The organism is Pseudomonadota bacterium (assembly GCA_039028155.1).
In the GTDB taxonomy this organism is placed as follows: Bacteria; Pseudomonadota; Alphaproteobacteria; order SP197; family SP197; genus JANQGO01.
The window spans coordinates 43,221-69,572 of record JBCCIS010000007.1 but is presented as its reverse complement, the minus strand read 5'-3'; the positions used below and the strand labels follow the sequence as shown (position 1 = coordinate 69,572).

Annotated in this window: 24 protein-coding genes and 1 tRNA gene; 10 read left to right on the top strand and 15 right to left on the bottom strand. The window is 61.3% G+C overall.

Going from position 1 to position 26,352, the window contains the following annotated elements:
* Positions 1–151: 151 nt before the first annotated feature.
* The 9 genes from AAF563_05700 to AAF563_05660 all read right to left on the bottom strand — a co-directional run bounded on the left by AAF563_05700 (position 152) and on the right by AAF563_05660 (position 10,074).
* On the bottom strand, positions 152–607 hold the full coding sequence (locus AAF563_05700) for a methylated-DNA--[protein]-cysteine S-methyltransferase (protein MEM7120750.1): 456 nt from the start codon (positions 605–607) through the stop codon (positions 152–154).
* A gap of 161 nt (positions 608–768) precedes the next feature.
* The gene (locus AAF563_05695) at positions 769–1,212 is read right to left on the bottom strand and encodes a YcgN family cysteine cluster protein (protein ID MEM7120749.1); all 444 of its coding nucleotides are present in this window, start codon (positions 1,210–1,212) and stop codon (positions 769–771) included.
* The gene (locus AAF563_05690) at positions 1,202–2,134 is read right to left on the bottom strand and encodes a bile acid:sodium symporter family protein (GenBank protein ID MEM7120748.1); all 933 of its coding nucleotides are present in this window, start codon (positions 2,132–2,134) and stop codon (positions 1,202–1,204) included. The genes AAF563_05695 and AAF563_05690 overlap by 11 nt, the downstream gene beginning before the upstream one ends.
* A gap of 20 nt (positions 2,135–2,154) precedes the next feature.
* Positions 2,155–3,468 carry a glutamine synthetase family protein gene (locus AAF563_05685; protein MEM7120747.1) on the bottom strand — a complete coding sequence of 438 codons (1,314 nt, stop codon included), beginning with the start codon at positions 3,466–3,468 and terminating at the stop codon, positions 2,155–2,157.
* A 190-nt stretch (positions 3,469–3,658) separates the two neighbouring features.
* Positions 3,659–4,411, bottom strand: coding sequence for a hypothetical protein (locus AAF563_05680; GenBank protein MEM7120746.1), 753 nt, complete (start codon positions 4,409–4,411; stop codon positions 3,659–3,661).
* 84 nt (positions 4,412–4,495) lie between these two features.
* The gene (locus tag AAF563_05675; protein ID MEM7120745.1) at positions 4,496–5,617 is read right to left on the bottom strand and encodes a response regulator; all 1,122 of its coding nucleotides are present in this window, start codon (positions 5,615–5,617) and stop codon (positions 4,496–4,498) included.
* Positions 5,614–5,991, bottom strand: a complete 378-nt coding sequence (locus AAF563_05670) for a response regulator (GenBank protein MEM7120744.1) — start codon at positions 5,989–5,991, stop codon at positions 5,614–5,616. Before AAF563_05670 ends, AAF563_05675 begins: the two co-directional genes overlap by 4 nt.
* The gene (locus tag AAF563_05665; GenBank protein ID MEM7120743.1) at positions 5,988–9,326 is read right to left on the bottom strand and encodes a PAS domain S-box protein; all 3,339 of its coding nucleotides are present in this window, start codon (positions 9,324–9,326) and stop codon (positions 5,988–5,990) included. Before AAF563_05665 ends, AAF563_05670 begins: the two co-directional genes overlap by 4 nt.
* Positions 9,327–9,417: 91 nt before the next feature.
* Positions 9,418–10,074: an isochorismatase family cysteine hydrolase gene (locus tag AAF563_05660; GenBank protein MEM7120742.1), complete on the bottom strand. Its 657-nt coding sequence runs from the start codon at positions 10,072–10,074 to the stop codon at positions 9,418–9,420.
* Between the two features lie 131 nt (positions 10,075–10,205).
* On the opposite strand from AAF563_05660, the gene AAF563_05655 reads away from it, so the two are divergent.
* From AAF563_05655 to AAF563_05630, 6 genes are read left to right on the top strand one after another with little or no spacing between them, the layout of a single operon-like run.
* On the top strand, positions 10,206–10,937 hold the full coding sequence (locus AAF563_05655; GenBank protein ID MEM7120741.1) for a hypothetical protein: 732 nt from the start codon (positions 10,206–10,208) through the stop codon (positions 10,935–10,937).
* Positions 10,937–12,160 (top strand): hypothetical protein, encoded by a 1,224-nt coding sequence (locus tag AAF563_05650; GenBank protein ID MEM7120740.1) that lies wholly within the window; start codon positions 10,937–10,939, stop codon positions 12,158–12,160. The genes AAF563_05655 and AAF563_05650 overlap by 1 nt, the downstream gene beginning before the upstream one ends.
* Positions 12,138–13,094, top strand: a complete 957-nt coding sequence (locus AAF563_05645) for a MoxR family ATPase (GenBank protein ID MEM7120739.1) — start codon at positions 12,138–12,140, stop codon at positions 13,092–13,094. The genes AAF563_05650 and AAF563_05645 overlap by 23 nt, the downstream gene beginning before the upstream one ends.
* Positions 13,091–14,404, top strand: a complete 1,314-nt coding sequence (locus tag AAF563_05640) for a DUF58 domain-containing protein (protein MEM7120738.1) — start codon at positions 13,091–13,093, stop codon at positions 14,402–14,404. Before AAF563_05645 ends, AAF563_05640 begins: the two co-directional genes overlap by 4 nt.
* Position 14,405: 1 nt before the next feature.
* The gene (locus AAF563_05635) at positions 14,406–15,416 is read left to right on the top strand and encodes a stage II sporulation protein M (protein ID MEM7120737.1); all 1,011 of its coding nucleotides are present in this window, start codon (positions 14,406–14,408) and stop codon (positions 15,414–15,416) included.
* A gap of 2 nt (positions 15,417–15,418) precedes the next feature.
* The gene (locus tag AAF563_05630) at positions 15,419–16,417 is read left to right on the top strand and encodes an RDD family protein (protein ID MEM7120736.1); all 999 of its coding nucleotides are present in this window, start codon (positions 15,419–15,421) and stop codon (positions 16,415–16,417) included.
* Here the strand turns inward: AAF563_05630 and AAF563_05625 are convergent.
* Entirely contained in the window at positions 16,414–16,812 is a 399-nt protein-coding gene (locus tag AAF563_05625) for a cupin domain-containing protein (GenBank protein MEM7120735.1), read from the bottom strand. The genes AAF563_05630 and AAF563_05625 overlap by 4 nt on opposite strands.
* Before the next feature lie 135 nt (positions 16,813–16,947).
* Here AAF563_05625 and AAF563_05620 point away from each other — a divergent pair, with 135 nt between their 5' ends.
* Positions 16,948–17,880 (top strand): alpha/beta fold hydrolase, encoded by a 933-nt coding sequence (locus AAF563_05620; GenBank protein ID MEM7120734.1) that lies wholly within the window; start codon positions 16,948–16,950, stop codon positions 17,878–17,880.
* 29 nt (positions 17,881–17,909) lie between these two features.
* Here AAF563_05620 and AAF563_05615 read toward each other — a convergent pair whose 3' ends face one another.
* Positions 17,910–18,629 (bottom strand): MBL fold metallo-hydrolase, encoded by a 720-nt coding sequence (locus tag AAF563_05615; protein ID MEM7120733.1) that lies wholly within the window; start codon positions 18,627–18,629, stop codon positions 17,910–17,912.
* Between the two features lie 127 nt (positions 18,630–18,756).
* Here AAF563_05615 and AAF563_05610 point away from each other — a divergent pair, with 127 nt between their 5' ends.
* The gene (locus AAF563_05610; protein ID MEM7120732.1) at positions 18,757–19,635 is read left to right on the top strand and encodes a phytanoyl-CoA dioxygenase family protein; all 879 of its coding nucleotides are present in this window, start codon (positions 18,757–18,759) and stop codon (positions 19,633–19,635) included.
* A gap of 16 nt (positions 19,636–19,651) precedes the next feature.
* On the opposite strand, the gene AAF563_05605 is transcribed toward AAF563_05610, so the two are convergent.
* The 4 genes from AAF563_05605 to AAF563_05590 form a co-directional block, all read right to left on the bottom strand.
* Positions 19,652–21,262, bottom strand: a complete 1,611-nt coding sequence (locus AAF563_05605; protein ID MEM7120731.1) for a hypothetical protein — start codon at positions 21,260–21,262, stop codon at positions 19,652–19,654.
* A gap of 894 nt (positions 21,263–22,156) precedes the next feature.
* The gene (locus AAF563_05600; protein ID MEM7120730.1) at positions 22,157–22,831 is read right to left on the bottom strand and encodes an antitoxin Xre/MbcA/ParS toxin-binding domain-containing protein; all 675 of its coding nucleotides are present in this window, start codon (positions 22,829–22,831) and stop codon (positions 22,157–22,159) included.
* The gene (locus AAF563_05595) at positions 22,824–23,540 is read right to left on the bottom strand and encodes a hypothetical protein (GenBank protein ID MEM7120729.1); all 717 of its coding nucleotides are present in this window, start codon (positions 23,538–23,540) and stop codon (positions 22,824–22,826) included. The genes AAF563_05600 and AAF563_05595 overlap by 8 nt, the downstream gene beginning before the upstream one ends.
* 191 nt (positions 23,541–23,731) lie before the next feature.
* A tRNA-Glu gene (locus AAF563_05590) sits at positions 23,732–23,806 on the bottom strand.
* A 159-nt stretch (positions 23,807–23,965) separates the two neighbouring features.
* On the opposite strand from AAF563_05590, the gene AAF563_05585 reads away from it, so the two are divergent.
* Both AAF563_05585 and AAF563_05580 read left to right on the top strand, forming a co-directional pair.
* Positions 23,966–25,246, top strand: a complete 1,281-nt coding sequence (locus AAF563_05585; protein MEM7120728.1) for an ArgE/DapE family deacylase — start codon at positions 23,966–23,968, stop codon at positions 25,244–25,246.
* 16 nt (positions 25,247–25,262) lie between these two features.
* The gene (locus tag AAF563_05580; GenBank protein ID MEM7120727.1) at positions 25,263–26,348 is read left to right on the top strand and encodes an ABC transporter substrate-binding protein; all 1,086 of its coding nucleotides are present in this window, start codon (positions 25,263–25,265) and stop codon (positions 26,346–26,348) included.
* The last annotated feature ends 4 nt before the right edge of the window (positions 26,349–26,352 follow it).

Genomic DNA, 26,352 nt, shown 5'->3' with positions numbered 1-26,352 from the left:
CACGGCAACAGGCGCAGAACTGATCGTCGCGGCAAAATCGTTCAACGAGATTCGAACCTTGGGCACCACATCGAAGTCACCGACTCGAAAAATGACCCCAATGCGTTGATAACGATGGGAAATTTTCTTCTATCTGAGATTTCACTTTAACCTACACAAGAAACGGATAGGCGTCTTCATGGCGCAACAAGGCGATCTTGGTTTCGATGCCGCCAGAGCCAGAATAGCCGCCCAGGCCGGTCGCCGAGAGCACGCGGTGACAGGGAATGATGACGGGGATCGAGTTGGCGCCACAGGCCTGACCCACCGGCTGGCCATAGGTGCCGAGATCCCTCGCGATATCGCCGTAGGTCCTGGTCTCGCCAAAGGGAATGGCGAGCATGGCGTCGCAGACTGTCTTCTGGAAGTCATTGCCGGTCGGCGCCAGAGGAAGATCGAAGACCGTGAGGTCACCGTCGAAATAGGCCGTCAACTGCCGCTTCGCCTCGCGCAAAAGCGATGTCTCTTCCCCCTCCTCCGCCGATGACCAGGTCACTCGGATAATGGCGTCATCCGCCTCGGTCACGGCGAGCGGACCGACAGCGGTTTTCAGTACGGTGGTGGCCATGGTGACAGTATCCGTCAGGGCAAGCGCTTGATCGAAACGTGGGAAGTCTAGAGCGGATCATGGATAGGTGGAACCGTCTGTCGGTTCCACCTAACCATGTGAATCCGCTCTCCATCTATGAATAGAGCAGATTCACCTGCCTCGTCGGAATCGCGAAGCGATTACACCAACCAGTCGATCACATGATCGGGCAGATCTTCATCGGGAATGTCACGCTCAGAGACGACCCGACCCTTGATCGAGATACCCAGCTTGTGGACGACATCGCGGTCGCCACAGACCAGGTGGTGCCAGGGATAAAGATCCTTGCCTTCGTGGACCAGGCGGTAGGCGCATGTCGCCGGCATCCAGCGGAGTTCGCCGACATTGTCCGGCGACAGAATGACACAGTCCGGAACCTTGCGCTTGCGGTTGACGTAGTCGCCACAGCGGCAGGTGCCCAGTTCCAGCAGCCGGCAAGCGACGTCGGTGGGGTCGATCTCGCCGGTGTCTTCATCCTCAAGCTTGACCAGACAGCACTTGCCGCAGCCATCGCAAAGCGACTCCCACTCCTTGGGCGTCAACTCGGCCAAAGTCTTGGTTCGCCAAAAAGGTTCAGCCGTCATCACCGGCGTTCGTATCATGGGCAGGACGTCTGGACCACCAGGCGGCCAACGCCGCGCCCGACAGATTATGCCAGACACTGAACACCGCCGCGGGAAGCGCTGCCGCCGCGCTGAAGAACTGTGTCGCCAGCGCCAAGGCCAAACCGGAGTTCTGCATGCCGACCTCGATCGACAGGGTCCGGCACGTCGTCCGGTCCTGGCCGAACAGCACACCACCGCCATAGCCCGCCAACAGCCCAATCAGGTTATGCAAGACGACACCGATGAGGATGAGAAACCCAATCTGCGGAATCCGATCGGCACTCAACGCCACGACCACGGCAATCGCCAGCACGATCGCGGCGACCGATATCAGCGGAAAGACGGCGACGGCCGGCCGCAAAAAACGACCAAGGAAGGTATTGATAAGGACACCCAGCATGACCGGCGCGACAACGATCTTTAGAACGCTCAGCAACATCGCGCCGACCGCGACGTCGACCGCCTCGCCGACATAGAGCCAGGTCAGGGACGGCGTCAGGAGCACCGCAAGCAGGGTCGACACGGTCGTCAGCGAAACGGAGAGCGCGACGTCACCGCGCGCGAGATAGCAGATGACATTGGACGCCGTACCGCCCGGGCTGGCGCCCAACAAGACAAAACCGGCTAGCAGCATGGGCTCCAACCCCAAAGCGAGGCCGATCACAAAGGCCGCGAGCGGCATGGCGATAAACTGAAGAGCCATGCCCAGGACGACGACCAGCGGCCGGGTGGCCACGCGCAGGAAGTCAGCGGGCGTCAATGTCAGCCCCATGCCGAACATGATGACCGCCAGCAGCGGCACGATCGCCCAGCGGAGCGACGCGAAGGTATCGGGGCTGAGGTAAGCGGCGATGCAGGCGATCACCGCCCACAGGGGAAACAGCGCTGTGATACGCGACATCATGCGTTTCAAGTGGCCACTTAGTAGGCTTCCGCGTACATCCGGCAGATCTCGTCGATGTCGAGCCCCTCGAGCATGCTGAGTTCGCCGCGTTTGTGCATGAGATAGGCGCTCAGCATCTCACCGGGCAGAAACTCGTAGCCCTTGGGGTGCTGTTCAAGCAGATCAAGCGCCTGTTCCAACGACGTCGGCAGATCGACGATGCCATGGTCCTTGCGGGCTGCGGCATCCATCTCGGCGGGATCGGATGTCGTCGGTTGGGGCGTCGGCAACTGGCGCTTGATGCCGTCAATTCCGGCGCGCACAAGACAACCAAAGTAGAGATAGGGACTTGCCGCCGCGTCGCCGGCGCGAAACTCAAAATTGAAGCTGGACGCGACATCCACGCCCGGCACGTCGGAGACCGGGCAGATTCGGATCGCCGCCTCGCGGTCGCGATAACCGAGATTGGTGACCGAGGAGCTCCATGAGTTCGGCTTCAGGCGCTCATAGGACATGTAGCTGGGCGCCGTCACCGCGACCAGCGCCGGCAGCGCTTCCAGAATACCGGCGACGAAGCTGCCGGCGGTTTCGCTCAGCCCGCCCGGCTTGTCGGCGTCATGGGTGACGGGCTTGTCTTCAGCGTCACTGAAGCTCATGTGCAGGTGAACGCCGTTGCCCGCGGCGCCACGGGTCACGACCGGCGAAAAGCTGACCGTATCGCCCATGCGCCAAGCTGTCGCGCGCGCGATTTCGCGCACCACGACGGCACGATCCGCGGCGGTCAGCGCGTCCGCCGGTTTGACGGTGACCTCGAATTGTTTAGGCGCGAACTCCGGCAGGAACGTCTCCGGCTCGACGCCAGCTTCAGCGAGCGCATAGAGATAGGCTTCCGGGAACTCGCCGATCCGTCGCACGCCATCTTGGCTGTAGGCATCACCCAGCCGGTCGGCCTGACCGCGATGGACAAACTCATGCTCGAACGCTGCGACCAGACTGAGACCGGTCAGATCGGTGAGGTCTCTCAACGCTTGACGCAGATAACTCCTTAGACAGCAGTCCCAAGGCTGGCGGTCCATGTTCAGGATATCGCCCAGATAGAAGCGCTCGTTGACCGAACCGTCGCCGAAGTCGACGTCGACCTCGGTCGCGGGATCCGGCACCACGATCAGATCGCCGCGCGGTCCCCAGGGCGTCGCCGGGATCTGCCCGAAGCAGTTGATCATCGTGTTGGTAAAGGTCCAGCCGACGCCTTTCTCAAGCCGGGCATCGAGTTCGGACGCCGGAAAGCCTTTGCCGCGCACCTGACCGGCAAAGTCGGTGGAGACCACCATGGTTAACGGAATGCGATTCACGTTCCCTCTCCCGTCCTGCGCCATTCCTGGCGGCGTAACGATAGCCACTCAGACGAAGCCGTAAAGGGTCACGGCGTTGCCGCCCGGCAGGGCGCCAAAGAACATGCGTGTAGCTGTTCCTCTCCAGGAAACCCAGCGAGAGCCGTCAGGGTCACGCGAAAGGCGGAACGCTCGTTAAACTGACGCTGCCTCAGTCGAACGTACGGGCGATCTCCTCGCTGCCGATCCCTTCTTTGGCAACGCGCAGGTCGTGATAGCCAACGGCCAGGATGGAAGCACTTACGCCCGACAACAGCATGTTGACGATCTGCGTGATGAGAAGGCCGGCAACCGGGATGTGAGCGGCGGCCGTCATGTCGGAAGTCGCGCCCAGCGGCACGCCGACGATGAATCCGACGATCAGTTGCACGATGAAGCTAATGACCACCCAGATCACCATGACAAAGAAAATCTGCCAACGGTAACCCTTGGTCAGTTCCAGGCTACGCCTCATGCTGTCGCCGATACCTGTTCGCTCAACCACGGCAGCCGGTACCGCGACCCAGAACATGACGTAGAGGATGATACCGGGAATGATGAGAGCAAGCGTGCCGACGGCCACCAACAGGCCGACAACGATCGAAACGAAGAAGACCGGGATAAGAACCGACAGCGCACCGCTCAGTATCTGACCGACGCTCGCCCTGTTGCCTCTAAGGTCGCTCACCACCCCATAGACCAAGGCCGCGGAAAGCCAGAAGTAAGCAATGAACCAGAGCAACATCGTCAGGATGCCGCCCAGACCCGATCCGATCGCCCCGAATACAAACACGGTCAGTACAATCGGCACGATGAAAATCACAATCGTAACGAGCACGAAGGCAACGATGTTGCGAAAGAACACAGAAATGCCGCGTCCGATGACGCTGCCTATCTGAAAATCATTGACTGTCCCTGACGACATGCCTTCCCCCTACTTTAACCACCGTCGCCCAGAGCGACGGCCCCCAGTCCATAAATTCAATGATATCACAGCGTTGCGGTGTTTTCAGCTCTTGCCTTTAAGGCCGATCACATTGAATACCGGCAACGGTTTCGACAGCCCTCTCACATCCAGCTCTCCGACCGCCTCGGTCTCGGCGATCGTCTCAACGTTCGTGTTGACCCGGCGGGTGATGTAGATGTCGCCGTCGCCGGCGCGCCCGCTTAGCCGCGACGCGACATTGGGGATTTGTCCGATGGCGCCGTAGTGAAAGCGACCCTCGAACCCGATCTGGCCAAGTGTGGCGTAGCCCATGTCGATGCCGACACCAAAGCCAAGCGCGTGTCCCTTCTGTGCCCATGTTTTGGCGAGGTCGGCCATGGCATCGCGCATGTCGACGGCCATGCGCACGGCGCGCTCCGCCGGGTCGTCACAGGGTATGGGATCGTTGAAGAACGCCATCAGACCATCGCCGGCGAAATGCTCCAGCGTCGCCTCATAGGCGAAGATCAGCGGACCGATGGCGTCATGATAGTCGTGAAGCACGGCCATGATTTCATCCGGCTCCACTGATTCGGAAAAGGCCGTAAAACCGCGGAGGTCGCAGAACACCACCGTGATTTCCCGGCGATGGCTTTCCAGCAGCGCCTCGTTGCCGGGCGACACGATGAGTTCCGAGACCTGTGGCGAGAAATAGCTCTTCAATGCGCCCAGCCGCGCGAGCTCGTTCACCTGCTTCTCGACGCGCGCCTCAAGGTCCCGGTTCCAGGCTGCCAGTTGCTCGGCCTGATCCAGTGTCTGATCGTGCAGCGCCTTGACCCGCAGCATCGACTTGACGCGCGCCACAAGTGCGGCCTGCTCGACCGGCTTTGTCAGATATTCCTCAGCACCGGCTTCAAGACCGGCGACGATGTCGGCGGGGTCGGACTTTGCCGTCACCAGAATGATCGGCATGAAGGGCAGCGCCGCGTCGGACTTGAGGCGGCGGCAGAGCTCGATACCGTCGATCTTCGGCATCATGATGTCGAGCAGCGCCAGGTCCGGCCTTTCGTTCAACGCCACATCCAGCGCTTCCTGTCCGTCGCGCGCCTGGAGGATGTCGTACCCCTGCGCCGCCAGCCGGGTCTCCAGGATATCCATGTTCGCGGGGTTGTCGTCCGCGATCAGGATACGCGCCGAATCCGTCATGGCCCGTCGCCCGGAACCAGGCTCCCGACCTTGGCGAGGATTTCGCGCGGGCTTACCGGCTTGGCAAAATAGGCGTCGGAGCCCGCCTCGATGGCCTCCTGCCGGTCACCGTCGAACGCATAGGAGGTCACGGCGACAATAGGAATATGCATCATGTCGGGATCGCCCTTCAGCCGACGCGTGGCCTCGTGGCCGTCCATACCGGGAAGCTGGATATCCATCAAGATAAGGTCCGGGCGCTCGCGCTGGGCAACCTCGATCGCCTCGGCGCCGCTCGATGCCTCAAGCACCTCGTAGCCCGCGCTGCTCAGGAGATCGCGCATGATCTGTTTGTTGTCGTCCTGATCCTCGACAACAAGAATGCGCCCGCTCATGGGTGAGCCTCCTGCTGTTCGGCACGGATCGGCACGGTGAACAAGAAGGTCGCGCCGCGACCCAGCTCCGATTCAACCCACAAACGGCCGCCGTGCATGTTGACGAAACGCCGCGATATGGTGAGCCCCAAACCGGTACCGCCCTGCTCACGCGTGCTGGAACTGTCAGCCTGCTGGAACTCGCCGAAGATGGCTTCGTGGTCACCCTCATCGATACCCGGGCCCGTGTCGCGCACGCGCACCAGGAAGTCGGCATTATCGACCTCGACGGTCACGGAGATCTCGCCGCTCTCGGTGAACTTGATCGCGTTGCCGACCAAATTGGTCAGAACCTGCGACAAACGGTGACTGTCGCCATGGCCGACCGGCAAGTCGGACGGGACCGACCAGTTGAGATCGAGGTCCTTCTCCCGCGCCAAGGGCTCGACGGATGCGATGACGGACTCGACCACCTCGCCCATGGCATAGGCATCGAGCGAGAGTTTGAATTGTCCGGCTTCGACCTTGGAGAGGTCCAGCACGTCGTTGATCAGCCCCAAAAGGTTGCGGCCGTTCTTGCTGACACGGTCGACGACCTTGGTGACCTGTTCGGGCACCTCGCCATAGATGCCGTCGGTGATCAGTTCGGTATAGCCCAGGATGGCGTTCAGCGGCGTCCTCAGTTCATGGCTCATATTGGCCAGAAAACGGCTCTTGGCCTGGTTGGCCAGCTCAGCCTGTTCCTTGGCATCGCGCATCGCGATTTCGGCTTCTTTGCGAAGCGTGATGTCATGGGAAATCGTCAGGACGGCGCGCACGCGGCCATCGGCCTCGGCCAGCGGCACCTTGGTCGTGTAGTACGTCAGCAGACGGCCGCTGGCGTCGCGCGAGGTGTCTTCAAAGCCGAGCAGCGGCGCGCCACCTTCGATCACCTGCCGGTCCCGGCTACGGGTCTTCGCGGCGTATTCGGTGTCGGCGATTTCGTCGATGGCCTTTCCCGTCAACTCATCCGGTTCAAGACCGTAGAATTCGGCCTGAGCCGGGTTGGCAAGAATGAACCGCCCGTCGACATCCTTCAGGTTGATCACCGCCGGTGTCTCGTCGATGACCGTCTTCAACATCTGCTGGCTCTCGGCAAGCGCTGCCTCCGTCGCCTTCCGTTTCGTAATGTCAGTCTGGATCGAGACCGTGCGGCCGAAATCCGTCTTTCGATCGCGGATCTGAAGCCAGCGCCCGGTCGTCAATTGAACATCGATCGAGCCGCGCATGGTGCGGCGGTGATTGTCCCGCTTTTGGAGATAGTCGTCGGAATCGCCACTGACGACGACGATGTTGCGTTGCACGTCCAAACGGCCGAGCTCGGCGAAACGGACACCAGGAACCACGTCTTCATCGGAGTAGCCATAGAACTCTTTGAACTGCCTGTTGCACAGCACCAGCCGATCGTCGGCGTCGTAAACAACAATGCCTTCGGACATGTTCTCGATGGCGTCGGACAGGCGAACTTCCGCTTCGCTGATTGCGTTCTCCGCTGACTTCAGTTCGGTGATATCGGCCTGAATACTGACGGTACCACCGGACGCGGTTTTGCGGTCGCGGATCTGCAGCCAGCGCCCGTCGGTCAGGCGGATCTCCAGCGAACCCTCATGCTCGTCACGCTGCCATATGCGTCGTTTGAAATGCGGCGCGCCGACCTGGTCGGCGATGACACCGTTCTCCAGGTCAAGCCGGATCAGATCGTCAAAATGGGTGCCCGGACGAATGTCTTCATCGCGGTACTGATAGAACTCCTGGAAACGGCGGTTGCACAGTACCAGTCTGTTATCGGCGTCATAGACAACAATGCCCTCCGACATGTTCGCGATGGCATCCAGCAGACGGGCCTCTGCCGCCGCAGCGGCATCCTTGGCGCGCAGAATCTCCTCTTCCACCTGTTTGCGTTCGGTGATGTCGCGCAGATAGGCGGTAATGATCTTCCGGTTGTCCACGTCGCGCGCGGTGATCGCAATCTCGACCGGGATCTCGCTGCCATCGGCGCGAACCGCCGGCAGCTCAAGTCGCTGGCCAAGCACCCGCTCTTCGCCCGTCGTACGATAGCGCTCCATGCCTGTGGCATGGGCCTCGCGCATCGAGTCGGGCACGATAAGGTCGGAAAGGCTCTGACCGATCGCCTGATCGCGCGTGAAACCGAACGTCCGTTCGGCGGCCGGATTGAACTCCAGGACCGTGCCGAGCTCATCGATCGAAATGATGGCATCAAGAGCCGACTCAAGCACCGAACCCTTGAGCATCTCGCTGTCGCGCAACGCCCTGTCGAAGGCCTTTTTGTCGCTGATATCGGTGCCAATCAGGCCGATCGCGACCGATCCGTCTGACGGCATGGTAATGGGAAACTTGACCTCCATGAACGTGCGCTCGCCGCCCGGCGTCGTCACGGTCTGCTCGCGCGCGATTACATCACCGGTGTTCAAGACCTCCTGGTCATGCAGTACATAGGGGTCGGCGAACGATGCCGGAAACAGCTCGCTCGCAGACCTGCCGATGACGTCTTCGCTTCTGAGTTCATGGAGATCCAGGAATTTCTGATTGGTGTAGAGGTAACGGCCTCCCGCATCCTTCAGACACATCACGGTCGGCGAATGCTGGGTGACAGCCTCCAGCAAGACCTGCGTCTCGCGCAGGCTCCGCAACGCGTTCATGCGTTTGCTGACGTCGCGACCATAGATGTTTACACGGCCGGTTTCGCGATCCGGGTAGAGTTCGAACGAAAAGTCGCGGCCATGATGGGCAAACTCGACCTCCCGAAGGCGTCCGGTCTCCATCGCCTGGGCAATACCGTCTGACAAGGCAGTTGGGACCAGGCGATGGGTGTTGCCGTCGATCAGTCCGGGAACCGCTTCCGCAGCAGCGTTGGCGAAGACTAGCCGGCCAGCGTTGTCGGTCGCCAGCACCGGGTTGGGATTGTGCTCGGGAAAGTGAGCGAGATCGTCTTTCGCCGTCGCCGCTTCACGGCCGAAGAAACAGAAGGACCCGTCATTGTCGGACCTGACGATGTCGAAACCGAAACTGACGCCACCAAACGACGCCGCAAGCACGTCCTGTCCGTCCCGTGCCGCAGCTAACAGGCTCTCGTGGACCCGGCTATCACCGCCTTCCTCATCCGCGGCGATCAGCGCGTCCGTCGATGCCGCGGCTTGGTTGACATAGAGAACCTGGCCCTCACGATCGGTCATTACGACGGGGCCGGGAGAAGCATCGATGGCAGCCGTCAGACGACCGTCATTTGAGGACGGACGAACGGAAGCCTGCGAATCCGCAGGCCGCTTCTGCCCTACCCCATCTGCGCGCTTGCCCATCGGAGACCCGTCACCATGCCCATACAGCGGCGCACCATAGCGCGCCGTCGCGATCGCGAAAACCTTGCTGTGCCAGATAGATGGGGCTGGGTCAGGGACAAAGGACGGGGATCAGCCTGTCCGACTGTGTGACCCATCCGAACAGATGTTTCTCGCCATAGATGAGCACGATCGCCTCATCATGCAGCGACTGCTCCTCGGCCGCGCAGCAGTCCTCCACGGTCAGGCAGTAGTAGCCGTAATCCACGGCCGACCGCAGCGTCGAATGCACACAACACTGGGTTGTCACCCCCATGATGATCAAATGCGTTATGCCGCGCGCTTCGAGCGTCGCCTGCAGGTCGGTGCGGAAGAACGCACTGAAACCCGGCTTATCAAAAGCCGGCTCACCCTCCATCGGTGCCAATTCCGGCACCAGCGCCTGGCCCGCCTCGCCGCAGATCAGGAAACGGCCCAAAGGACCACGATCCTGTTCCGGCCGCCGCGCCTTCTTCATCGCCGACATGTCCGAGCCGTCGGCCTGATAGCCTTCCCGCGTGTGGACGACAAAGAGTCCGGCGTCGCGGGCCGCCGCCAGCACCGCGCCGAAGCGCGGCATGATCGCGCGCATCATCGAGATGTCGCCACCTATGGACGCGACATAGCCCTCGGGATCCAGGAAATCGCGCTGCATATCGATCGCCAGCAAGGCCGTTTTATCGGCCTCGAAGGAGAACGTTCGATCGAAATTGCACGGCACCGACAGCATGGCGAGCTCCTGAGGATGATTTGGCGTCGAAACAGCGCCATATCGCGATCATAGGGATAAAGTGACGGAACGCACCAAGGAAGGCGTTTTTCCTGGAAAATCAGGCCGGTACGATCAACTCTTGAGTGCAAATGACGAGAGCGTTGCTACACAAGTCGCGATTTCGGCAAAGCGCGGTGGCCTGTCTGGCCGCCGTGTTCGTCCTTGCCTCGCCTTGGTCGATACAGGCGGAGGTCGACGAAGCCGCCGTTCGCACGGCCGTGGACGCGGTTTATGACGGCAGCGACTATCAGACCAGCCTGCCCGGCGTCGACGAGCCGCTGCCACAGCCAGACCCGGAACCGGAAGTCGACGAGCCGCAATCCGACCCGGTGAACCTGGACTGGCTGGCCGATGTGCTGGAGGTCGTCTCCTATGGTCTTTTGGCCGGAGCCATCATCTTTGTCGCCTATACCAGCATACGCGCCTTCATGAACATGCGGCTCAAGCCGCGACGGTCGGACCTGGATGGGACGGCCGAGGAAAATTGGGGCTCGCGAGACGGCACGCAACAGGGACGGCCGACGCAGTTCGCCGATGCCGAAGCCCTGGCCCGCGAGGGCGCCTATGGCGAGGCCATCCATGCCTTGCTGCTGGTCGTCGTCGAGGCGATGCGGAAGCGCTACGACACCGTGCGCCCTGCGCTGACCGCGCGGGAGCTGGTTCGCTTGATCGAGCTGGGCGCCAATCCCCGCCAGGACTTCGCCCACTTGGTCGGCGCCGCAGAGCTGGGCCACTTTGGCGGCCGCAGCATCAACCGCGAGACCTATGAAGACAGCCATGAGCGCGCCCAGCGCCTGCTGACAGCCTTGGCGGCGAACTGATGGGCGGCCTCGACAACCGCATGCGCGCGCTTATCGGCGCGGTCATCTTGTTGGCTGTCGCTGCCGCCGCCGTCGCCATGCGCCAGGACGTCGGCGACAACGTGACCGGCAGTGATCCCAGCGTGGTCTCCATATCAGCCATCGGCAAAGGCGCGTTCTATGAGCTGCTCGAAGACCTCGATATCCCGGTCGATGTCGACCGCGGCCGAGGTGGTTCGCTGGGCAAACAAAGCGACGATCTTCGCGTGGTCACAGGCAGGCCCGTTACCGCAGACAACCGGGTCTTCGTCGCGAGCCGTCTGGTCGGCGACCGCATGATTGTTATCTTGCCTAAATGGGATGTCGTTGATGACCCGATCCGCGCCGGCTGGGTCGCCGACGCCACCGGCATGGAGGTCGACGACGTCGTCTCGATGCTGCGCATGGTTGTCTCTGACGGCAAGATCGTGCGCCCGCCATCACCCGTCGACTGGACTATCAATGAACTGGGTCTCTCGCCGACCCTGACACAGCCGCAACTCTTCGCTTCCTCGCAGGCCCGCCCCGTGCTGGGCAGCGATGATGGCATGTTGATCGGCGAAGTGGCTTATGGCGACCGCCGTATCTGGGTCGTGGCGGATCCCGACTTTGTCGCCAACCATGGCCTGCACCGTGGCAGCAACGCCGCGCTCGCCGTCACCATGATCGAAGCGATGGCGCCGGCAGACGGTCAGGTTGTCTTCGATCTCGCCGTTCAGGAGACGATCGAGCCAATCAGCCTGACACAGCTTCTGTTCGAGTTCCCAACCGCGATTGTCACCATCCAGACCGCCATCGTGCTTCTGCTGTTGCTATGGGCAATCACCGGATCGTTCGGCACGCGCTACGAACTGCCGCGCCCGCTGCAATCGGGCAGCGCGGCCCTGATCGGCAACATGTCGGCGCTGTTGATCCTGGGCGGCCATTTCCGCGACATGCTGACGCGCTATGCCCAGGCGACCGTGCGCGATGTCGCGCACCGCCTGCACGCGCCCGCCGGGCTGGATCGGGCGGCCCGCGACGCTTGGCTTGAACGTGTCGCCGATGCGCGTGGCATCAGCCGCAACCTCGAACGTCTTAACCAAGACCTCAACCGTACGGCCGATCCCAGAACCCGGCCGGATGCGCGGCGCACGATCGATATCGCCGCCGCCTTTCATCAATGGAGACAGGAGATGATCCGTGGACCTCGAGACGATCGCTAGCGTCAATAGCCGGATCAAAGAGCAGATCGCCAAGGTGGTGGTCGGCCAGCAGCAAACCGTCGACTTGCTGCTTGTGGCATTGCTCTCGGACGGTCACATCCTGTTGGAAGGCGTCCCCGGCACCGCCAAGACGATGATCGTGCAGACGTTCTCGTCCTGTCTGGGCCTGCAGTTCGGACGCATTCAGTTCACGCCCGACCTGATGCCGGGCGACGTGTTGGGGACCAACCTCTTCAACTTTCAGAGCAACGAATTCGTTCTGACCCGGGGCCCGATTTTCACCGAGCTCCTGCTGGCCGACGAAATCAACCGCACGCCGCCCAAAACACAGGCCGCTCTGCTACAGGCCATGCACGAGCGCAAGGTGACGATCGATGGCGAGGACCACGATCTCGGCCAGGGTTTCATGGTCGTCGCGACCCAGAACCCGATCGAGCAGCAGGGCACCTATCCCCTGCCCGAGGCCCAGCTTGATCGCTTCCTGTTCAAGCACGTGCTGGCCTATCCGACGCGCGATGAGGAGCGCGACATCGTCGCGCGTCATGGTCATCGCACGACCATGCCCCAGATCAGCGAGTTCGGCGTCGAGCGGATCATTGATCTGGCCGGATTGGAGGCGATCCGCGACTTCGTGGCACAAGTCCGCCTCTCCGACGATCTCGTGAGCTATGTCGTCGATCTCGTCCGCGCGACCCGCGAACACCCGTCACTCGACTTCGGCGCCTCGCCGCGCGCGGCCAACATGCTGTCATCGGCGGCGCGCGCCTATGCGGTGGTCAGCGGGCGCGATTACGTTATTCCCGACGACGTGAAGTACCTGGCGCCGCCGACGCTGCGGCATCGCCTCGTGTTGGCGCCGGGCGCGGAGATCGAGGGTCTGGATACGGACAAGGTCATCGACGAAATCATCACCCAGATAGCGACGCCCAGATGATCTATCCGACGCGACGCGCCATCCTGCTGGTGGCGGCCGGTGTGCCGCCGACCATGCTTGGCGTCGTCGCGTTGCCGGAGCTCTGGGGCATTGGGCTGGCTTGGCTGTGCGGCACCGTGCTGTTCGTCTTCCTCGATGGCATGCTCGGCGTCTCCGCGCGACGCTTGTCTGTGGACTGGAACGCCCCGACGATTCTTTATGTCGGTGAAAGCGATCCCTTCACAATCCGTTTCGTGGCGGCCGGCGCGGAGCGAACGACGACAATCGATGTCCTGTTGGAAGTCGCCGGCGTCGTCGACCGGCCCGATATGCGGCGCCGGCCGATCGATCATCGGCGCGACGTTACCGTCGCCATAAATCTTGTACCGCACCGGCGCGGAATCGCCGCCATCCAGAGGCTGTGGCTGCGTTGGCGTGGACCTCTCGGCCTCACCTGGCGCAAAACCGGTCACCAGATCAATCTGGACGTTCCGGTTCTGCCCAACATCCGCGCTGTCAGACAATCGGCTCTGTCGCTGCAGATCCGCGACGCATACTTCGGCAGCAAGGTGCAGCGCGAGGCCGGTGGCGGGTCCGAGTTCGACGCGCTGCGCGACCATGTGCCCGGCCTCGACAGCCGCGCAATCGACTGGAAACATTCCGCGCGCCACAGGAAACTCGTCAGCAAGGAGTTTCAGACCGAGCGCAACCACCAGATCGTCATGGCGATCGACACCGGTCGCCTGATGAGCGAGCCGCTCGGCGGCATTCCCAGGCTGGACCGCGCGATCAATGCCGGGCTGGTGCTTACCTATGCCAGCCTGCACGCCGGCGACCGGGTCGGTGTCTACGGCTTCGACGCACAGGTAAGGCTCTATGCCGCGCCATCAGGCGGCGTGCGCGCTTTCCCACGCGTGCAGCAATCGCTCGCCCAGCTCGACTACCGTGACGAGGAGACGAACTTCACCCTGGGCCTGACCGCGCTGTTGGGTCGGCTGAAGCAACGCTCCCTCGTTGTCGTTATGACCGACTTCGTCGATACGATCACCGCCGAGTTGATGGTCGAGAATCTCGGGCGCATGGCCAGCCGCCACCTGATCCTGTTCACAGTCCTGCGCGACCCCGTGCTGGCCGGCGCCATCGAAGACCGGCCCGCGACCCTGGAAGACCTCTCCCAGGCAGTCATCGCCGGCGATCTGGCACGCGAGCGCGCCGGTGTTTTGGAGCGTCTGCGCCGTTTCGGCGTTCACTGCCTGGAGGCCGACGCGACCAACCTGAACAGCGACCTCATCAACCGCTATCTGACCATCAAGCAGCGGGAGCTGATCTGACATGGCGGAGCCGGTTGGCGATAACGGCCTGAAGAGCGCGCTCTTCCGACGCGAACGCGAGGCGACGTGGAAGAAACTGCAGGACCTGCTCGCGCGCATCGAACGCAACGGCATCAAGAGCGCGTCGGCACAGGAGCTGCACGATCTACCGATCCTCTACCGCGCCACCATGTCGTCGCTGTCCGTCGCGCGCAGCATTTCGCTCGACCGCAACCTCTTGCAGTACCTTGAGAGTCTGGCTGCGCGCGGTTACTTCTGTGTCTATGGCGCCCGCGCCACCTTCGCCGAGACACTGAAGGCCTTCGTCTTCGTCGACCTGCCGGAAGCGGTGCGCGCCGCGCGTTGGTTCATCGCGCTGTCGGCCGGTTTGTTTTTCCTGGGCACCGCCCTCGGCTGGCTGCTGGTCGCGTTGGAAAGCGACTGGTTCTATTCCCTGGTCGACCCTGGGATGGCCGCGGGCCGCGATCCCGACGCGTCGCGCGCGGAACTGCGGGAAACGATCACCGACGACGGCGGCGGCCTGACCGACATGCTGATCGCGTTTGCATCGTTCCTCTTCACCCATAACGCGAAGGTCGCTTTGGCGTGTTTCGCCTTCGGCTTCGCGTTCGGTATCCCCGTCGTCTACCTGTTGTTCACCAACGGCCTGATCCTTGGTGCGTTCTGCGCGGTTTTTGCCGGACGCGGCCTGGGTGTCGATTTCATCGCCTGGCTTTTGATCCACGGCTCGACGGAACTGGCCGCCATCATCCTCTCCGGCGCGGCGGGATTCTTACTCGGCCAAGCTATTGGTTTTCCCGGACGGCTCAAGCGTCGCGCGGCGCTCGCGGTCAAGGGACGACAAGCCGCAATCATCGCGCTGGGCGCCGTGGGCATGCTGTTTGTCGCCGCGCTGCTTGAAGGCCTGGGGCGCCAGCTTATCACCGACACCGCATGGCGTTTGTCGATCGCCACGGTCGCCCTGGCGTTCTGGATCGCCTACTTCGCCTTTTCCGGCAGGCAGGGGCGTTAGCCATGGCGGATGCAGCAAGTCCTCTTGGCGCCAAGCGCGACCGCCTGATCCGTCACATCACGACACCCGAAGGCGTGCCGCTGACGGTGCGGCTCGCCGAGCGCAGCAGCCGCTTGATGGCGCTGATCATCGATCTCTTCATCATAATCGTGACGCTGTTGCTGTTCGCGCTGGCACTCTATCTCGCCGCCGGCGATTTCCTGACCTACGGCTGGCTCGACGCCTTTCTGCTGCTGGGATCGTTCCTGCTGAGAAGCCCCTACTTCATCTTCTTTGAACTGAAGTGGCGCGGCCAGACACCGGGCAAGCGGTTGATGCATATCCGCGTCATCGACCGGCAGGGCGGCCCGCTGACCGCCGAGGCCGTCGTTACCCGCAACCTGACCCGCGAGGTCGAGGTCTTTTTGCCGATCTCGGTCTTGATGCTGCCCCACCTCTACGCGCTTGCCGGCTGGTTCGGCGTGATGTGTCTGGTGTGGACGGCTCTCGTCTTTGTGCTCGTGCTTTTCCAACGCGACGCCATGCGTATCGGCGACCTGATCGCCGGCACCTGGGTGATCGAGAACGAGCGCCGCGTCCTCAAAGACGACTTGAGCCAGAAAAAGGCCGCAGACGCAGCGCCGGAAGCCCGCTACACATTCACCGAGGCCGAACTGGATGCCTATGGCATTCGCGAGCTGCAGGTCCTCGAAGACATCCTGCGGCGCAGCGAGCACCAAAAGGACGACCGTACCCTGGCCGATGTCAGCCGGCGTATCCGACGCAAGATCGGCTGGAAGGACGATCCGTTCTTCCGCGACGACGCGCGCTTCCTGCAGGACTACTACACCGCGCTGCGCCGCCGGCTGGAACAAGGTCTGCTGTTCGGTGAACGGCGCGAAACCAAACACGATCCCGCGATCTTCGATGCCAAGCGGCGCAACGGCGCCAACGGCAATGGCGTCAAGAACGATGGCGCCAACGGCAGCAGTACCAAGAACGACGCGGGTTGGAAGCCCTAGTCGTTCTTCCAGTGCCCTTCAACCGCGAACGCCTCGTCCGGGCCAGGCCACGGCGGCATGGTGACGAGAACAAAGGTCAGGGGCTCGGCACCGGTGTTGCGAAACTGGAAGTGGGTGCCCAACGGGATCGTCAGGCTGACGCCGGTTCGAAGCGTCGTCACCTCTTCGCGCTCTCCCTGACGGCGCCACATCTCACCCTCTCCGGTCAAGATGTACCAGAGCTCTTCGACCGTGCGGTGGCTGACCGGTGCCGCCACCTCGCCGGGATCGAGCGTGAAATGCGCCATGCTGCCGCCCTCAAGTTTGCACAGCAGACGCACCGCCGACCCGTCCGGCGCCAGACCTGAGGGCCCGTCGGGAAGGGCAATCGTGTCGAACGGCTCCGGCGTTTCCATTGTGTTACGATCCCCTCGTATCGCTGTGGTCCAACCGTTCGACTGGTAGCGCCGGAGGCGGCCCTGTTCAATGATGTTCTCGCTTGGGCGCGATGTGGCCGCCTTGTCAGCCTTTCCCTTGCCATCCTCGCCATCATGACATCGTCCGCTCACGCAACCTTTGACGACATCCAGATCGAGACGGCGGGGCCGCAAGGTCCGATGCGGGGCACACTCCTGTTGCCCGATGGTGATGATGTTCCGGTCGTTCTGATTATCCCGGGTTCCGGCCCGACCGACCGTGACGGCAACAACCCCCTGGGCGTTAAGGCGTCAACCTATCGCCTGCTCGCCGAAGGCCTGGCGCAGAGCGGCATCGCCAGCGTGCGTGTCGTCAAACGCGGCATGTTCGCCAGCGCCACTGCGGTGGCGGACGCGAACGCGGTAACGCTTGACGATTATGCGAACGACGTCCACGCCTGGGTCGCGACGATCCGCGAGCGCACCGGACGCGGCTGCGTCTGGCTGCTGGGTCACAGCGAAGGCGGCACGGTCGCCATGGTGGCGGCGGCCGAGGATGACGCGGTCTGCGGCGTCCTACTCGTGGCGACGCCCGGACGCCCCCACGGTGATGTCATACGCGAACAGTTGCGCGCCAACCCGGCCAACGCGCCGATCCTCGACGAAGCGTTCGAAGCGCTCACGCGGTTGGAAGCCGGCGACCGGGTCGACACTACGGCCGTGCACCCGGCACTTCTGCCCCTCTTCGCTGATGAGATCCAGGGTTTTATGATCGATCTCCTGAGACACGATCCCGCCGCCCTCGCCGCGGACCTGCGCGTCCCCGTCCTTGTCCTGCAAGGCACGCGCGACATACAGGTAACGACCGCGGACGCCGAACGGCTCGGTGCCGCCAACAAGGGCGCGGATGTCGTGGTGCTACCAGACACCAACCACGTCTTGAAGACTGTCACCACTGATGATCGGAACGCCAACCTCGCGACCTACGCCGACCCGGACCTGCCGCTCGCGCCCGGCGTGGTGCCAGCCGTGGCAGCGTTCATCCGGGGCCATGGCGACCAGCGTTGATGGCCCGGCGGCCTCAGCGAAGACCTCGTTCAGGCCCTCGACCACAGGACGAGCCAAGTCTCGATGAGATCGCGAAACCGCTGCCGGCCAAAGCTGGCGAAATGTCCGCCATGGACGACGGACACGGGAAGCGCAATCAGTCGCTCAAGGCTCGCAACATAGTCGCTTCGCTGACCGACATAATCACCGTCGAACAACGGTCCGTCGTAAATCGTATCGCCGGAAAAGAGGATGCCCGTCGACTCCTCCCACAAGGAGATACTGCCTGGCGAGTGGCCCGGTGTGTGGATTACCTCGAAGTGCCTATCACCAAGGTCGATGATGTCGCCATCGCCGACCGTGCGGGTCGCCGGCGCCGATCTGACCTTGTACTCAGTCGACCGGAACGGGCCCGGCGGTAGTTGGCTAAAGATGGAGTCTCCCGCGAAGACGTTGTCCGCGCTTGGATCGGCAAGCAGCTTAGCCTCCTCGGCATGGATCAATCGGCTCTCGAACTCGTGCATGCCGCCAATGTGGTCAAAATGGAAGTGTGTTGCCACGGCGCTTAGCGACCGTTCGGTTACCAGTGGTATCTGCTGGCGAAGACTGACCACGCCCAGACCACTATCCACGAGCAAGTCCTGATCGCGGCCGCGCACATGCCAGATGTTGCAGCGGGTGAAGGCAACGACATGGGGTTCGTAAATCAGCGTGAGATCATCGGACACGCTCTCAGTTTCGAACCAGGATTCTGGTGTTGCTACGCGCATTGGGTCTCCCCTGACATGTCAGGCATACGGCGTTGACTGTCCCCCGGTCAAACGCAAGACTTGTTTGGGACGGCTTGGGCGGGACCACCGTGCATTTCGCCCTAGACCGGAGCCGGATGGAGGTGACATGAGCCTCGGATCGCCAACGCCTCGTGTAGAGGCTTCATCGGACGCCTTGCGAACACCTCGCGAGGCCTATTCGCGAGACGGCATCACCAAGCTGAGCGGCGTTCTCGACGAAGCTATTCTCACCCTGTGCCGCGACGCCTTCGACTGGAGCCTGAGTCATCCCGGCGCCTTCACCAAGACAATCTACGAAGGCACCGAGCACGAGCACTGGGCGGACAACGTCAACCCGGCCGCACGCGAGCGATGCCGGGCGTTGGTGACCGCGCCAGTGTTTGCTGACATCACCGGTGCGATCTTGGACAGCCAACACGTCTGGTATTCGGCCGAAGAGATCTTCCTGAAACGCGGCACGAACGTCGGCCGCACGCCCTGGCATCAGGACACGGCTTACGCGCCCTATGGCGGCAAACAGTGGTGCAATCTGTGGATCAGCTTTGAATCTCTGCCCGCGCACAACGCGATCGAAGTCGTGCGCGGTTCGCACCTTGGACCGCAATACGACGGCAGTTCTTATGACGATCCGGACAACCCGGCCAAACCGCTTCATGGCGGCCAATGGACGCCACTGCCCGATATCGAGCGCGACCGCGCCACCGATGCTGACGCTTGGGACGTCATTGCCTACCCGTCCGAGCCCGGTGACGTCATCGCCTTCCACCCCCACGCGCTACATGGCGGTGCGCCGTTGGATGCACACTGCACCGAACGTCATACCCTGGTCCTCCGCTTTTTCGGCGACGACGCCTTCTACCGGCCTCTGCCCCCAGGCAGCCACAGCATTTGGGACGACGATGCCGACGCGAATGTGCGGGAAGACTTCGTCGGACTTCAGCCCGGCGATCACCTGAGCGAGGGCGCGTTCCTGCAGATCAAGTAGCCGGCCAGAGCGACGTTCAAGCGGCGGATATCTGTGACAGCGCGGGCTGGTTCGCGCTTTGTGAGAACTGCCGGCAGGCCGCAGCGATCGCGGCGGACGTATAGACGGCCGGCTTTACATTGGTGCGGAAACCCTGTGCTTCCAGGGCTTCCCACGAACGCCGCGTGTAATCCGACAATCGCTCATGGCCGCAATCATAGGCCTCTGGCCGGAACTCTGACCGCTCAACGATCGCCTGCCAATCACACGTATGAATGACTTGCCCGCCTTGGCTCAGCCTGGCGAGCGCGGCGAGACATTTGTTTCGAACTCTCTCAGGAATGCTGCCGCGCGGGTTCGGATGATAGCCATTCTCGGCCAACGCTTCAGACAGCGACAGATTGAACTGGTTTCGATCCGATGGGTCATTCAGGTCGCACTGAAGCCACGCCGCAATGAGGTCGCGTTGCACGAGCGGATAGGAAATCGGCAGGTACCAGTCGCAGAGGTCAAACGACATCGATATCCACCGCGCCTGATGCCATTTCAAACGCAGCATGGCGAGCGCGCGATGCTGCCCGACGTCGCGCGCGAGATCGCGGTAGGTGTCCCTGATAAACGCCGACAGCGTCTCACGCTCCTTCGCGAAGACGTCCTTTAAGATCGGATCGTTCAGCCTTAGCGCCATGACACGAATGACCGCGCTTTCGTCGGACCCATTCTCCAGCACGCCAAACAGGGAATCCCTGAAGACGTCGCCCAGGTAGCCAATGGACGCCAAGTTGGCCTTGTCGGCGACCCAGTCGAAGCCAACCATGTTGTGGGCCGCCTGCAGTCCGGAACAGCCGGCATTGAGCGTCACGATTTCGTCCAGATAGGTTTCCAGTGTCCAGTCCTGGAAAGGCACGGCCGAAAACTCAAGCCCAAGTCGTCGGGCTCTTCTTTTTGCGCGCAGCACGTCGATGGACTTGGGTTCACCAAACGTGGCGCAGCGCGTGGGTGTCGGTGCGCGCGCCAGGGCAAGTGCGAGTGAATCCCGTCCACCGGACAGCATGAGAATGGAGTTGGCGTCATAACCTTCACGCGCCACACCGCTATCCAACATCGAGCGGAAGGAGGCGCTCGTGAGCGGTGGGACGTCGATATCGAGCAGACCGCGAATGCCGTCGCCATGGGTCTGGCGAACATCAATCGACTGGTCGGCGTTGCGGATGGCGCTCAGACGACCGCCCGCCTCCAGTCTGTAGATCCCGCGAAAGTGGGTTTCATCGAAGGCCTGGATACCCGCCAACTGGCTCGCGACGCCCAGGTCGTTGAGCTCGGGCGCGCTCGGCAGCGCTGCGGCGACCAGACCCAGATGGGAGCCAAAGTAGAGGCACCCCTCCACCTGCGCATAGAAGACCGTGCCCGCCCCGATGCAGTCTGTCAGAAGCTCGACGCCATCGAGCTTGACCACCAGCGCGGCAAACTTGCCATCAATCTTGTCGGGTGCTGGCAACGCGTGGTGGTCGATCAGGCAGTTTCCCAGCAGCCGATCGTCGACAAAGGGCCGACCGGTATAGAGGATCTGTGCATCGACCGGTTTTTCGAAGGTGAGAGCGCCGTTGTCGCGCCCGATGAAGGCGAGAGACGCCGGCCCGACACGCAAACGTGTCGTGGGCCTGCCACAGACGGTATTCAGGTCATCGCGTAGGCTTGCACCCGCACCGCACACGCCAACAAATGCCCGGACACCGAGGGGCTGCGATCGCCTCGGAACTTCCATCGACATCAACACTCAAATGTCTATCCCCGGACCCAGTGTACGGCTTCCGGGCGCTCGCGGCTACCAGTCGGAGAACATCTGTGGTCCCATCACCTGAACACAACCAAAGATTCACGGGATCTAGATGTCTTCAAATCTGATTTGCCCTGCACGAACAACGAACTTGCCTTGTCTCTTCGGTCGAACGCTACGAGATAGTGCCTCACGATTGAACACAGGTGTACACACCCCTTCTTTGCGTCTAGCCGACGGGGTCCGGAATGCATCTATTCTCCTACCCCTCGCTTCCTCTGCAATGTCCTTACACTTGGAGTAGCCACTCTCATCCTGACTTGTCAGCTCAGGACATCCTGCCCAGATCTGGAAGAGATCCATCGTACGACCAGAAAAGTCAGCTTCGCATAGCCAATAGTAGCGTGGAGCTGACACAGATCCTGTTGGATTAACGAACGACTGATCTTTCGAAAGGTGAAACCTGATCTCCGCGATAGACGTTTCGTCATCCAACGCCGAGTAGAAGACTGCTTTACTTCCATCAGTAAATCGCGATTTGCGAAACGGTGTCGTGTATCGAGGATTTTTGCTTTGATCAAAGACCTTGTCGATCAGTTGGTCAAAGTTCTCAACGTAACCAATCTTGCTCAGTCTAGCCCGGACATCGCCAATACCATCAGGGCTTACTCCTCGCTCAACAAGCGAGCGAACCACGGATTCTGAGAACGCAGACAACCGAACTACCTGAAGATCCTCATGCTGTACCCCTAGTCGACTCAGCAATTACTTCAGTCCGCGCAATTCTTCGACAAAATCGTTTACGTGTAAGATGTTGAGGAAAGTGCCTTCAAGCATGTAGGAGAGAGCAGTTTCTCCTCGCAGCTCTTCGCGCGGTGACGTTAGCCAATCCAGCTCTGCAGCAGCATCATCATCAAAGACTGCTCCTAAACCCAGGCTAATTGCGACTACATATGTCATCCTATCTTCTACATCGCCCGGCAAAACCGACTGTTCACCGCTCAGTATCCTGGATGCAAGATCCGGTACATTTTCAAGGTGCAACAACATGATCATCGACATCAAATCGAGCTGCCATCTCTGGCAAATCTTGCAAAATGCCTCCACAATCCCGGTTGACTTTTGGCGACGTCCAGATCCCCAGGTATTATTCTTACTGTGAGCAATGAAGACCTGATCAGCAAAAACAGAACCGGGCTTAAGTGAGGCTCGCTCAAGTTCTGCCAGTCGAAACTCCACGTCTTCAAGCTTCGTCCGAACGTTTTTGCTCGATACCTTGTAAATGAAACGCGAATCTGCCCCGCGCACGGAGCCAGCGGTTCTGACTTCGACAAACCGGTTTGACGCTTGATGGCCGAGTGAGTTGGACATCCCCGGGTTGAGCCTCAGGCTGTTTGCACCAACTCTTGGAGCCAACTTCGAAGCAGAAATGTTACTCATGACTCTTAACAGAATTCTCTAAGTTTAGGCCGATTTTACCTAGTATCATATTGTCGATTCTCCTGACTAATTCAAACTGCTCTTCTGGCACTCCAAATTCAGATGTGTCGTGAAGCGCAAATTCCCTTAAAATGAATAGGTTAGCGTCGGTTAGCACAGATCTCTCGATGGTAGCTCTCGCACTCCACACACCATTATCGTCAACCAGGCTGAATCGAATAGCAGGTTGCAGGGTATGACCAGAATAAGCTTCTGACTTAACTCTAAGGTCGGGATGTGTACCTAAGTCGAGTATGCGCGAAAGCTGATCTCCATCACCCAGTCTTAAATGCCAGCTAGAGTTTGCCTCAACTGAAGTAACTTTGACCTCCGCAAACTCTCCCAGAAAGCCGTTGTAGGCTTTCAGCATTATGTCGTCGGCAAAGTTGATTCGGTCAGGCGTTATGGTTGGAAAGTCGACCAATACGCCATTTGGACGGAGCGTAATTGTATCGCTTCCGCCATAGATTTTGAGTGTCGCACTATAGTCGCCTAGGGAATTTCCGGATGTACCTACTAGGTCAGTCGGTTGAATGGACACTTCGTCGTTTAAAGTAGTGTAAAGCGCTTTGAAGAAACGTGTCGGAATTGCTGGCGACCAACCGAGAAACGGCTCCTCGAAAATCGCACCGGCCCGAGCAGAGGCACTTACAAGATCCACCTTGTCCATCGTAGTAATCAATACTCTCTATGATGCAGACCTAGTTGAATACCATCACTTAGCCTCAACCAGGTCAATCAATCTCGCAAATCCGACTTTAGCGTTAGCAGAGAGTGTTGATCGAGCAATCGAGCGCCAGGAGCTTGCTGTCAGAGTTTCCTGCAGGCTCCACTAGACCTGCTCACCTCACCAGATAAAGATGGCATCCCCTAGGGGAATCGAACCCCTGTCTCCACCGTGAAAGGGTGGTGTCCTAACCGCTAGACGAAGGGGACGCTGTGGGTCGGCCTGGCGGCAGAAGAAAGCGTGACATATAGGTTCGACCGCGCGAAATCAAGGGGGCTGGATCACACCCCGCGCGGGGCCCTGTGCGGGCAGCGGGCGGGCAGGCTATAGTGGCCGGGACCGCCTGCGCCGCCCTATCCAGAGGACCCATGACCGATTCCACCCTTGCCCACGCCATCACCCAGGCGGTCGATAACCTGTTCGACGATCAGGTTGCGTTTCTGCAGGAACTCGTGCGCTTCCCCTCCCAGCGTGGCCAGGAGCACACGGCCCAGGATTTCATGCATGACGCCATGAAACAGCGCGGGCTGGCCATGGACCGCTGGGCGATCGATGTCGACACGATCAAGGACCATCCCGGCTTCTCGCCGGTCTGTGTCAACTATGACAACGCGATCAACGTGGTGGGCACGCACCGCCCGCGCGAGGCGGCCGGCCGCTCGTTGATCCTGAACGGCCATATCGACGTGGTACCGACCGGCCCGGTCGACATGTGGAGCTTCCCGCCCTATGAGCCCGCCATCAAAGACGGCTGGATGCACGGCCGCGGCTCTGGCGACATGAAGGCCGGCCTGGCCGCCAACCTGTTCGCCTATGACGCTTTGAGACAGGCCGGTGTACAGCCGGCGGCCCATGTCTATTTCCAGTCGGTCACAGAAGAAGAATGCACCGGCAACGGCGCGCTCTCCTGCCTGGTGCGCGGCTATCACGCTGACGCCGCGCTGATCACCGAGCCGACCCATGACAGCCTGGTGCGCGCCAATGTCGGGGTCGTCTGGTTCCAGGTCGAGATCCGCGGTCGGCCCGCTCATGTCGCGGAGTCCGGCAGCGGCAACAGCGCGATCACCGCGGCCTACCGCATCATCGACGCGTTGCAGGCGCTGGAAGACGAGCTCAACGCCGAGAAGGACGAACACCGCTATTTCGAAGACATGGACAAGCCGATCACCATCAATGTCGGCAAGATTGAAGGCGGTGACTGGGCCTCGTCGGTGCCGTGCTGGTGCCGGCTGGACGTGCGCGCCGCACTTTATCCCGGGACCAAGGTGAAGGACGCTCAGCGCGCCATCGAAACGGCCATCGCCGGCGCGACGCGCGACCACCCCTATCTGTCCAACCATCCGCCGTCGATCACCTATAACGGCTTCACCTCGGAAGGGTATGTGCTGGAAGAAGGCAGCGAAGCCGAGGCCTGCCTCCGGCGGGTTCATTCAACGGTGTTCGAACAGGACCTTGCGTCCGGCGCCACGCCCGCCTATCTCGACGCGCGGGTTTCCGTGCTCTATGACGACACGCCCGCCCTGGTCTATGGCCCGATCAGCGAACGTATTCACGGTTTCGACGAACGGGTCGAGCTGAACTCTTTGCTGCGCGTGACAAAATCGGTGGCCTTGTTCATGGCCGACTGGTGCGGTACCGAACCACATTGAGCGGTTGGGATTCTCTATGATGCGTTATCTGGTGCTTGTGTGGTGTCTGGTTCTGGCGTGGCCCGCGTCGGCCCAAGAGGACGGGGAAACCGGCGAATCCACGGTCGAGGGCGAGGTCCAGCAGCTCGAGAGCGCCGCCGAAGAGGCGGCAGCAGAAGCGGAGGACGCGGAGCCTCGTCCACTCGAACCCTTCACCCTGCAGATCAAGTGGCTGCCCCAGGCACAGTTCGCCGGCTACTACGTCGCCCAGGCAAACGGGTTCTATGCGGAAGAAGGCCTCGACGTCACCATCCTGCCGGGCGGCCCGGACATCGACCCGCTCAGTGCCCTAAGAAACGGATCGGCCGATGTCGCGATCGACTGGCTGCCGCCGGTCCTTTATGCCAGCGAGCGCGGCGCGTCACTGGTCAACATCGCGCAGATCTTTCAGTTCTCCGGCCAGACGGTCACATGCCGTGATGCCGCCGGCATCGAAACGCCGGAGGATCTGCGCGGCAAGACCGTCGCGTTCAACAAGGGCGGTGACGAGTTCACCGTGCGCGCCTGGTTCAGCAGCCTCGGCATACCGCTCGACGGGTCGGACGATGGCATCACGCTGGTCGACCGTGCGGTCGGTGTCAGCGACCTTATCGACGGCACCGCCGACTGCATCACCGCACAGACCTATAACGAGCTTGGCATGCTCGAAGAACGCGGCTTCAACGCCAACAACATGACCATCTTCGATTTCGAGGAACTGGGCGTGGCGACATTGCAGGATGGTATCTATGCGACCCAGTCAGCGCTGAGCGACACCGACAAGGTCGACCAGATCGTCCGCTTCCTGAGAGCATCGCTGAAGGGTTGGCGCTCGGCGCTGGCCCGCCGCGACACCGCCGTCCAACTGGTCCTGCAGGCGATGGAGGACCCCACGGCTTCGCGCGATCATCAGCTCCATATGATTACCGAGGTCGGACGGCTGATCGGACCGACCGACGACTTCCTGGGCTTGCTGACGCCCGAATCCTACGAGGTCACCATCAATCGCCTCGAGGAAGGCGGCGTCCTGGCGCAGGCGCCGGCACAGGGCTGGTCGCACTCACTCTGGCTCCAGGCACAATAGGTTC